The organism is Microbacterium sp. CCNWLW41, from assembly GCF_037083505.1.
In genome coordinates this window covers 1,683,853-1,691,326 of the sequence record NZ_JBAOJP010000001.1, presented here as the reverse complement: position 1 = coordinate 1,691,326, position 7,474 = coordinate 1,683,853, and the positions used below count along the sequence as shown (strand labels likewise).

Sequence of the window (7,474 nt, the reverse complement as noted above, 5' to 3'; positions counted from 1 at the left end):
TCCGCCGGGCGCCCCCCCCCCGCACGGGGGGGCGCCTCCCGGTCCCCACCGGGGGGGGCGCCGCGCCGGGGGGGGCCGCCCCCCCCGACGACGATGCCGAGGAGCGTCAGTGCCCTCAGTCGCCGCAGAGTCCCCGTGCGGTGTCGTTCTTGGCCTGGCCGCCGATCGCCTGGACGACCTCACCGACGGTCGAGAACCCGAGCGCGCCTTCGGTGTTGATGGTCTTGTGGATCTGGCCGAAGCAGGCAGCATCGGCGGGCGCGGCGTGCGCGGTGCCGGCGAAGCCGAACACGGCGAGAGCGGCGATGGCTCCAGTGGCGAGAATGCGCTTCATTGGACTTTCCCCTCCTAGTGGCGGGCGCGTGTTCGCCCGATGTGAGGTACTTCTCCCTGGGGCGCCGGTTTGGATGCAGCTGTTCGCAGATTTCCCGCGACAGCGCGGTCCATTCACCGGAATGGATGCCGTGGGCGTACCGTTGCAGTCGACATGCAGCGCTTCGGAACCCTCTCCTTCGGACACTACGGGCCGCTCGGCGGCGGTCGGCAGCTGACGGCCGCGGACTCGATGCTCCAGGCCATCGACCTCGCACAGGGGATGGACGAGCTCGGCGTGAACGGCGCCTACTTCCGCGTGCACCACTTCGCTCGTCAGCAGGCATCCCCCATGCCTCTCCTCGCTGCGATCGCCGCACGCACCGAACGCATCGAGGTCGGCACCGGCGTCATCGACATGCGCTACGAGAACCCGCTCTACCTCGCCGAGGAGGCGGCGGCCGTCGATCTCATCTCGGGTGGCAGGCTCGCGCTGGGCGTCTCGCGAGGGTCACCGGAGACCGTGGTGCGCGGCTACGAGGCCTTCGGGTACACCGGGTCGGAGGATCCGCGCGGTGCCGACCTCGCACGCCGGCACTTCGATCTGTTCCTGCGCGCGATCGAGGGCGAGGGGCTGGCGGAGCGGGACCCCTTGTCGCCTTTCGGCACCGGCGCCACGGGCCGGCAGCGCATCGAGCCGCACTCCCCGGGCTTGCGCTCGCGCGTGTGGTGGGGCGCGGGCAACCGCGACAGCGCCGAATGGGCCGGGCGGATGGGCGTGAACCTCATGTCGTCGACGCTGCTCACGGAGGCCGACGGCACTGCCTTCGACCTCCTGCAGGCGCAGCAGATCGATGCCTTCCGCGCCGCCTGGCGCGACGCGGGGCACGCGGGCGAGCCCCGCGTGTCGGTGAGCCGCAGCATCTTCCCGATCACGACGGCGGAAGACCGCCTCTACTTCGGAGGGCGTCAGGACGGCGACCAGATCGGGGTCATCGACGGGATGCGCTCGACGTTCGGCAAGACCTACGCCGCCGAGCCCGACGTCCTCGTGGAGCAGCTGAAGGAGGATGCCGCGATCGCGGCGGCCGACACGCTCATGCTCACCATCCCGAGCCAGCTCGGCGTCGACTTCAACCTGCGCGTCATCGAGTCCTTCGCGAGTCACGTCGCTCCCGAGCTCGGGTGGAGATCCACCCGGGCGTGACGCGCGGTCGCATCGGCCACCCCGCCGCGCACCGGGACTCTTGACCGGGCGGTCAGTCAGGCTTACGGTCGAATCGACCCCCGATGGGGAGCCGTCAGGATTCGGAAGGAGGAGATTCGCATGAAGAAGTGGACCCGCTGGGAGGACTGGGTCGCTGTCGCCGTCGGACTCGTCGCCGCGGTGTCGGCCCTGTTCATGCCGGCGATGGGCGCTTCGATGGCATGGATGCTGATCCTCGGCGTCCTGCTGATCGCCAGCGGCATCGTGAACCTCGCGATGCCGGGCATGGCTGCGATGGAGTACGTCCAGCTCGCCCTCGGCGCGCTGCTCTTCGTCGCTCCCTGGCTCGGCGGCTATGCGGACATGCAGTCCGCGGCCGCGTGGGTCAGCTGGATCGGCGGAGCGGTGGCAGCCATCGTCGCGGCCCTCGCCATCAGGCCGGCTATGCAGACGCACGACCGCGCCCTGCCGCACTGACGTGCGGACCGAGACGGGGGCGCCGGCGCGCCCCGACGCCCCCGCCGACCCCCCGAGGACATGACATGACGCGCAGCCGGGACAGCCGGACGCTCATCCTCGACGCCGCCGAGCGCCTCTTCGCCGAGCGGGGGTTCGATGCCACCCCGACCGCGGCCGTCGCGGAGGCGGCAGGGGTGCCGAAGGGGCTCGTCTTCTACTACTTCCCCACCAAGAGCGATCTGCTGCGCACGCTGGTGGGTGAACGGCTCGACCTGGACTCCGTGGACACGTCGGCACTGGTCGAGAGCGGCGATCCGGCGCGCACGCTCCTGAACGTGACGCACCGCCTGCGCGAGCTTCAGGAGGAGTCGGCGGTGCGGCGCGTCATCGTGTGGCGCGAGCAGCGCACCCACCCGGAGGTGCGCGCGAGGCTGCGCGACTATCGTCGTCAGCTGCAGACCGTCGTGGAGCGCGTCCTCCACGCCAGCGTCCTGCACCCGATCGCGGCCAGACGCGTGCGCGTCGCCGCCACCGCGTGGGTCGCGATCATCACCACGCCGGGGCTCCACGGTCCGGCCGGCGAGGACGTCGCTGCGCTCGACGAGGTCGAGGAACCGGCCGATCCGGCGGAGATCGCCGATCTTCCGGCGCTCGCGGACCTGATCACCGCGGGCCTCAGCGCGCCGGCGGGTTAGAGTGTCTCGATCGATCCGGCCGCCCGCTGCGGCCTTCGCAAGGGAGGGACGTTGGGGGAGCTTCTGACGCTGTCATCGCGCGACGTCGGAGTCGTGGAGGAGACGTGGCGTCAGTTCGTGCCATCCGCGGCGCTGCAGCGCGTCGACCCTCGTACGTTCGGGTTCTCGTGGTCTTCCTCGGCCATGCCCCACTTCTCGACGGTGAGGTATGAGCTGTCCGCATCGGTGCAGTCCGCCATCGATCCGGAGGGACAGCTCATGGCCTGCCGCGTCGCCTCGCGCGGCGGCTGGGTGGGAACACCGCGCGGCGAGCTGAACGCCGGGCTGCCGTGGGTGGCTCTGGACGCTCCGACATCCGCCCGCTGGCAGCAGCGGGCGGACGTGCGGGCGTTCGTGTTCGACCGCGAGTGGGCGCAGCAGGAGGTGCGACGGCTCACCGGCGACGACCGCTTCTCGCTGCGCGCGCCTGGAGTCCGCCCCTCCCCCGACAGCCGCGAGCTCGCCGCCCACTGGGAGCGCGTGTTCCTCCACGTTGCCGGCTCGCTGTTCACCTCCGGCGCCCGCGCCGACCTCGTCGAGGTGGAGTTGCGCAGGAACGCCCTTCACGCCACCCTTGCGGCGTTCTCGCCCGAGTTCGGGCTCGCGCTCCAGCGCTCGGTCCAGCGACGCGCCGCACCCCGCAGCGTGCAGCGCGCGATCTCGTACCTCGAGGAGCACGCTCACGAGGCGATCACCATCGATGATGTCGCCGAGGCGGCGGGGATCTCCACACGCGGGCTCCAGTACGCCTTCCGCCGAGCTCTCGACATGACGCCCACCGACTATCTGCGACGCCGCAGGCTCGAGGGGGCGCACGCCGAGATGGAGGCGGGGACGGCGGCGTCGGTCGGCGAGATCGCGCTCCGGTGGGGGTTCGCCAGTGCATCGCGTTTCGCCAAGCACTATCGCGACGCATACGGCCGCACGCCCCGACAGACGCTCCGCGGCCTCTGACGAGCGCCGTTCGTTTTCGGTGCATCGCTTTCGCGAGGCGGACAGCTCGGGGCCCGTCGCCCGGGCGCTGACGCAGAGTCTTCCTACGGGCCGGAGCCCGTGCAGGGAGACAGCGTGGGAAAGTTCATCTACGAAAGCAGCATCCGGGCGGATTTCGACGACCGAGTCCTCTCGCACCTCCAGGTCGCGATAGGGACGAAGCTGCGACGCAACGAGCCGTTCTTCTTCACCTGGCAGGGCGAACTGAGCACCGGCGGCGGCCGCACCACCGTCTGGGTGCACTCGGGGGCCAGCCTCGTGTTCAACTATTACGGCGGTCGCCCGGCCAGCATCAACCGCTCGTGGCTCGAGACGCTGATGCGCACGGCGAACTCGCCGAGCGGTCTCTTCGTCGTTTCCGAGCCGCCGGACGAGGGCGGAGCAGAGCCGATCGCGTGACCGGGTGCTGAGCGGGAGGTCCCTTCGGTAGACTCCGGCCAGCGCAGGCGATGGAGGCGAAGCACATGGACGGCACCGATCTGGCCGATGTGATCGAGGAGCTGGCGGCGAAGGCTCAGGGGGCCTCGAGCGGCCGGGCGGCGCGCACGATCCGCGGCGGCCACGAGAACGCGCTGCGTGAGACGGTCATCGCGCTGCGGGCCGGCCACGAGCTCGCCGAGCACGAAGCTCCCCATGAGGCGACCCTGCAGGTGCTCCGCGGACGGGTGCGCCTCGTCGCCGGCGCGGAGGCGTGGGAAGGCGGCACAGGAGACCACCTCACGGTGCCGGCAGCCCGGCACAGCCTCGAGGCTCTCGAGGACTCGGTGGTGCTGCTGACCGTGTCGAATCGCATCCCCTGACGCGGCGCGGCCCGCTACGCCGTGCGAGCAGCGCCCGCGAGGCCGACGAGCGCCTCGCCGGTGAGGCGCTGAGTGGTCCATTCGCTCATGGGCTCGGCGCCGATCGCGCGGTAGAAGCCGATGGCAGGCTCGTTCCAGTCGAGCACCGTCCACTCCAGGCGTGAGTAGCCGCGCTCGACGCAGACGCCCGCCAGTGATGCCAGCAGCGCTCTGCCGTAGCCGGAGGCACGGTGGGCCTCGTGCACGTAGAGGTCCTCGAGCCACACGCCGTGGCGACCGGTCCACGTGGAGTAGGTGATGAACCACAGGGCGATGGCGACGATGTCGCCGTCCTTCTCGACCACGTGCGCGAAGGCCTTGGGGTCCGCGCCGAACAGCGTCTTCTCGAGCGCCTCGACCGTGTTCTCGACGGCGTCCGGCTCGCGCTCGTACACGGCGAGCGCCTGGATGCAGGCCAGGATCCCGCGCTCATCGCCCAGCCGGGCCTCTCGCAGGACGGCTCCGGAGCCGAGGGTTCGCGGATTCACGTCATCGAGCGTACTCACCGACGTCGGCGTCTCAGTCACGCGAGTCCCGTCACGGAGACGCCCAGCCACTCGGCGAGGTCGTCGATCTCGGCGCGCACTATCTCGGTCTCCTCGGGGTCGAGCGGAAGGAGCTCGTGCACCGCGTCGACGCGGAGGACGCCGCGTGCCCGATCGACCTCGGCATCGAGCATGCCGACGAACCGGTCGCCGAGCAGGATGGGATGGGCGAAGTAGCCGTACCGGCGCTCCCCCTTGGGCTTGAACTGCTCGAGCACATAGGTGAACCCGAAGACGTCCTCGAGCCGCTTCCGGTCGAACAGCAGGCTGTCGTACGGATTGAGGAAGGCGGCGCGTCCTCCGGCGTCCTCCTCGTCGAGCGCCGCGAGCGCCTCCGGGTCCACGCGGTACCCGGTCGTGCTCCCCTCGACGAGCGCAGGCTCCCCGGTGTCTTTCGTCACACCGCTCCAGTACCAGTGGGGCTTCGTCAAGCCCGCCGACTGCAGGCGCCGCTCGGCGAGCAGCCGCGCGGCCTCCTCCTCGCCGTACTCCGGAAGTCCGCGCGGATAGACGCGCTCGGCGAGATCCCAGCGACGCTGCCGACCCTCGCGGCCGACCACCGCGACCTCGCCCTGACGCAGCAGGAAGTCGAGCATGTGCGGCACCTGATTGGACCCCGACCAGCCGTCGGGCGGGCGACTGACCTGCGCGGTGTCGGGGATGTCGCCGGCGAGCAGGGGCCCGTCGGCCCGCAGACGCGCGAGCACGTCGGCCCGGAAACCGGCGTTCGCCTCGAGCCATTGCCTGCTGCTCTCGCGCTGAGGCCACCGGCGCATCGCCGGGAGCATGAGCGGCAGCAGGCTCATCGGACGGAAGGCGCCGTCGAACTCGAAGAGGAGGCGGTCGTCCTCGACGGCCTTGCGCAGCTGGCCGGGCTCGTACGACCACCCGATGCGGGACCACAGCACCGTGTGCTCACACGGCGCGATCGTCCCGGTCGGGTCGATCTTGATGTAGCCGAGCTGCTCGGCCACTTCGACGACGTCGCCCGGCCGATCGGCGTCGAGGAGCTGGGCGCGCACGACGAGGCGCCGTGCCTGGTCGCGGGTCAGCCGGTGCGGGGTCACGACGACTCCGCACGCACGACCCGCCTGGGACGTCCCGAGTCGATGAGCCGATCGATGATGCGGGCGGATGCCGCAGCCCCGTCTTCGTCCGCGTACGCGTCGCGTACGCGCTCGGCCGCCGCGCGAATGCCAGGGTCCGCCAGCACGCGGCGCACGGCGTCGGCGAGCGCCGGCGTTCCCGCCTGCTTCGGGGCGAGCGCGAGGGCGTTGCCCTGATTCACGCACTGGTCGACGTTCCACACCTGCTCCGGCTGGAGGCCCATGCCCACGAAGGGGATGCCGGCGGCGCAGGCCGTCTGCACCGTCCCCTGTCCGCCGTGGAGCACCGCCGCGTCGACGAGGCCGCCCAGGCGATGCGCGGGCAGCAGATCCGTCACGTGCACGTTGCCCGGAAGGCTGTCGCCGTCGCGGAGGTAATGGCGCACGGGCGCGATGACGTTGACCGGAAGCGCGCCGAGCTGACGGGCCGCGGCGAGCGTCAGCTCGCGGCTGGCCGAGGAGCCGAGCCCGAGGTAGACGAGGGGCTCGTCGCGCGCGGCCAGCTCCTCGACGATCGGCGGCAACGGCGCGTCGAGGTGCGCGAAGATCGGACCGACGCGCTCATAGCCCGCCGGCAGCACGTAGCCGTCGAGCTCCCACGGCATCACCGTGAGAAGGTTGCGGTCGGCCTCCAGCAACGACACGACGGTCCGCAGCGGCCGCACGCCGTTGCGCTTCGCCACGTGCGCGAAGGCGCGCGGTGCCAGCGGAGCGTGGTTGTACGCCCACCTCAGCGCGCCGGTCGCCGCACGGTCGAGGAGAAGCGCGGACCGGGAGCCGCCTCGCACCAGGCCGAGACGTCGGGTCTGCTCGACGTGCGGCCGCGTGAGCGCGAAGGGGACGGGATACACGAGCGGCACCCCCTCGGCCCGCGCCGAGATCATCGACGTCGGATTGGTGCCGTTCACCACGACCGCGGCATCCGTCGTCCGGATGAGCGTGCGTTCGACGGCCACGCGCGCCGAGACCAGCGACCGGGTGTACGGGCTGCGGAGCGACCGGCCCTGGTCGTACCTCAGCGCCTGATCGCGCTCGGCGGGTGTGAACCCGGGCTCGCACGCACGGTGATCGAAGCCGGCCTCGGTGATCAGGTGGGCGAAGTCCGTCTCGTAGCCCATGAAGACGGCGTCGTGCCGGGAGTCGAGGGCGCGAGCGACCTCGATGGCGCGCGTGACCTCCGCGAGGTTGAAGGTGATGGGGCAGAAGAGGACCGTCGCCATACCGCCACCCTTGCGCATGGACGCGGTGGGGCGGAAGCGGTCGAGCCTGGTCGCCTCGC

Annotated in this window: 10 protein-coding genes; 6 read left to right on the top strand and 4 right to left on the bottom strand. The window is 71.2% G+C overall.

Features of this window, described 5'->3' with window-relative positions:
* Positions 1-115: 115 nt before the first annotated feature.
* The gene (locus V6R91_RS07570) at positions 116-334 is read right to left on the bottom strand and encodes a hypothetical protein (RefSeq protein WP_336394958.1); all 219 of its coding nucleotides are present in this window, start codon (positions 332-334) and stop codon (positions 116-118) included.
* Between the two features lie 153 nt (positions 335-487).
* On the opposite strand from V6R91_RS07570, the gene V6R91_RS07565 reads away from it, so the two are divergent.
* The 6 genes from V6R91_RS07565 to V6R91_RS07540 all read left to right on the top strand — a co-directional run bounded on the left by V6R91_RS07565 (position 488) and on the right by V6R91_RS07540 (position 4,505).
* Positions 488-1,519, top strand: coding sequence for an LLM class flavin-dependent oxidoreductase (locus tag V6R91_RS07565; protein ID WP_336394957.1), 1,032 nt, complete (start codon positions 488-490; stop codon positions 1,517-1,519).
* Between the two features lie 120 nt (positions 1,520-1,639).
* Complete coding sequence (locus V6R91_RS07560) at positions 1,640-1,996, top strand: SPW repeat domain-containing protein (RefSeq protein WP_336394956.1); 357 nt, start codon at positions 1,640-1,642, stop codon at positions 1,994-1,996.
* 65 nt (positions 1,997-2,061) lie between these two features.
* Complete coding sequence (locus V6R91_RS07555) at positions 2,062-2,673, top strand: TetR/AcrR family transcriptional regulator (protein WP_336394955.1); 612 nt, start codon at positions 2,062-2,064, stop codon at positions 2,671-2,673.
* 51 nt (positions 2,674-2,724) lie between these two features.
* Complete coding sequence (locus V6R91_RS07550; RefSeq protein WP_336394954.1) at positions 2,725-3,666, top strand: helix-turn-helix transcriptional regulator; 942 nt, start codon at positions 2,725-2,727, stop codon at positions 3,664-3,666.
* A gap of 114 nt (positions 3,667-3,780) precedes the next feature.
* Positions 3,781-4,104, top strand: a complete 324-nt coding sequence (locus tag V6R91_RS07545) for a DUF7882 family protein (RefSeq protein ID WP_336394953.1) — start codon at positions 3,781-3,783, stop codon at positions 4,102-4,104.
* 65 nt (positions 4,105-4,169) lie between these two features.
* Positions 4,170-4,505, top strand: a complete 336-nt coding sequence (locus V6R91_RS07540; protein WP_336394952.1) for a cupin domain-containing protein — start codon at positions 4,170-4,172, stop codon at positions 4,503-4,505.
* Between the two features lie 14 nt (positions 4,506-4,519).
* Here V6R91_RS07540 and V6R91_RS07535 read toward each other — a convergent pair whose 3' ends face one another.
* From V6R91_RS07535 to V6R91_RS07525, 3 genes are read right to left on the bottom strand one after another with little or no spacing between them, the layout of a single operon-like run.
* The gene (locus V6R91_RS07535) at positions 4,520-5,032 is read right to left on the bottom strand and encodes a GNAT family N-acetyltransferase (RefSeq protein ID WP_336394951.1); all 513 of its coding nucleotides are present in this window, start codon (positions 5,030-5,032) and stop codon (positions 4,520-4,522) included.
* Between the two features lie 35 nt (positions 5,033-5,067).
* Complete coding sequence (locus V6R91_RS07530) at positions 5,068-6,156, bottom strand: DNA glycosylase AlkZ-like family protein (RefSeq protein WP_336394950.1); 1,089 nt, start codon at positions 6,154-6,156, stop codon at positions 5,068-5,070.
* Positions 6,153-7,415, bottom strand: a complete 1,263-nt coding sequence (locus V6R91_RS07525) for a glycosyltransferase (protein ID WP_336394949.1) — start codon at positions 7,413-7,415, stop codon at positions 6,153-6,155. The genes V6R91_RS07530 and V6R91_RS07525 overlap by 4 nt, the downstream gene beginning before the upstream one ends.
* Between the last annotated feature and the right edge of the window lie 59 nt (positions 7,416-7,474).

What these genes read in the sequence shown, in the direction of transcription:
- V6R91_RS07570 (WP_336394958.1), bottom strand. Translation starts at nt 334, where the DNA reads ATGAAGCGCATTCTCGCCACTGGAGCCATCGCCGCTCTCGCCGTGTTC.
- V6R91_RS07565 (WP_336394957.1), top strand. Translation starts at nt 488, where the DNA reads ATGCAGCGCTTCGGAACCCTCTCCTTCGGACACTACGGGCCGCTCGGC.
- V6R91_RS07560 (WP_336394956.1), top strand. Translation starts at nt 1,640, where the DNA reads ATGAAGAAGTGGACCCGCTGGGAGGACTGGGTCGCTGTCGCCGTCGGA.
- V6R91_RS07555 (WP_336394955.1), top strand. Translation starts at nt 2,062, where the DNA reads ATGACGCGCAGCCGGGACAGCCGGACGCTCATCCTCGACGCCGCCGAG.
- V6R91_RS07540 (WP_336394952.1), top strand. Translation starts at nt 4,170, where the DNA reads ATGGACGGCACCGATCTGGCCGATGTGATCGAGGAGCTGGCGGCGAAG.
- V6R91_RS07525 (WP_336394949.1), bottom strand. Translation starts at nt 7,415, where the DNA reads ATGGCGACGGTCCTCTTCTGCCCCATCACCTTCAACCTCGCGGAGGTC.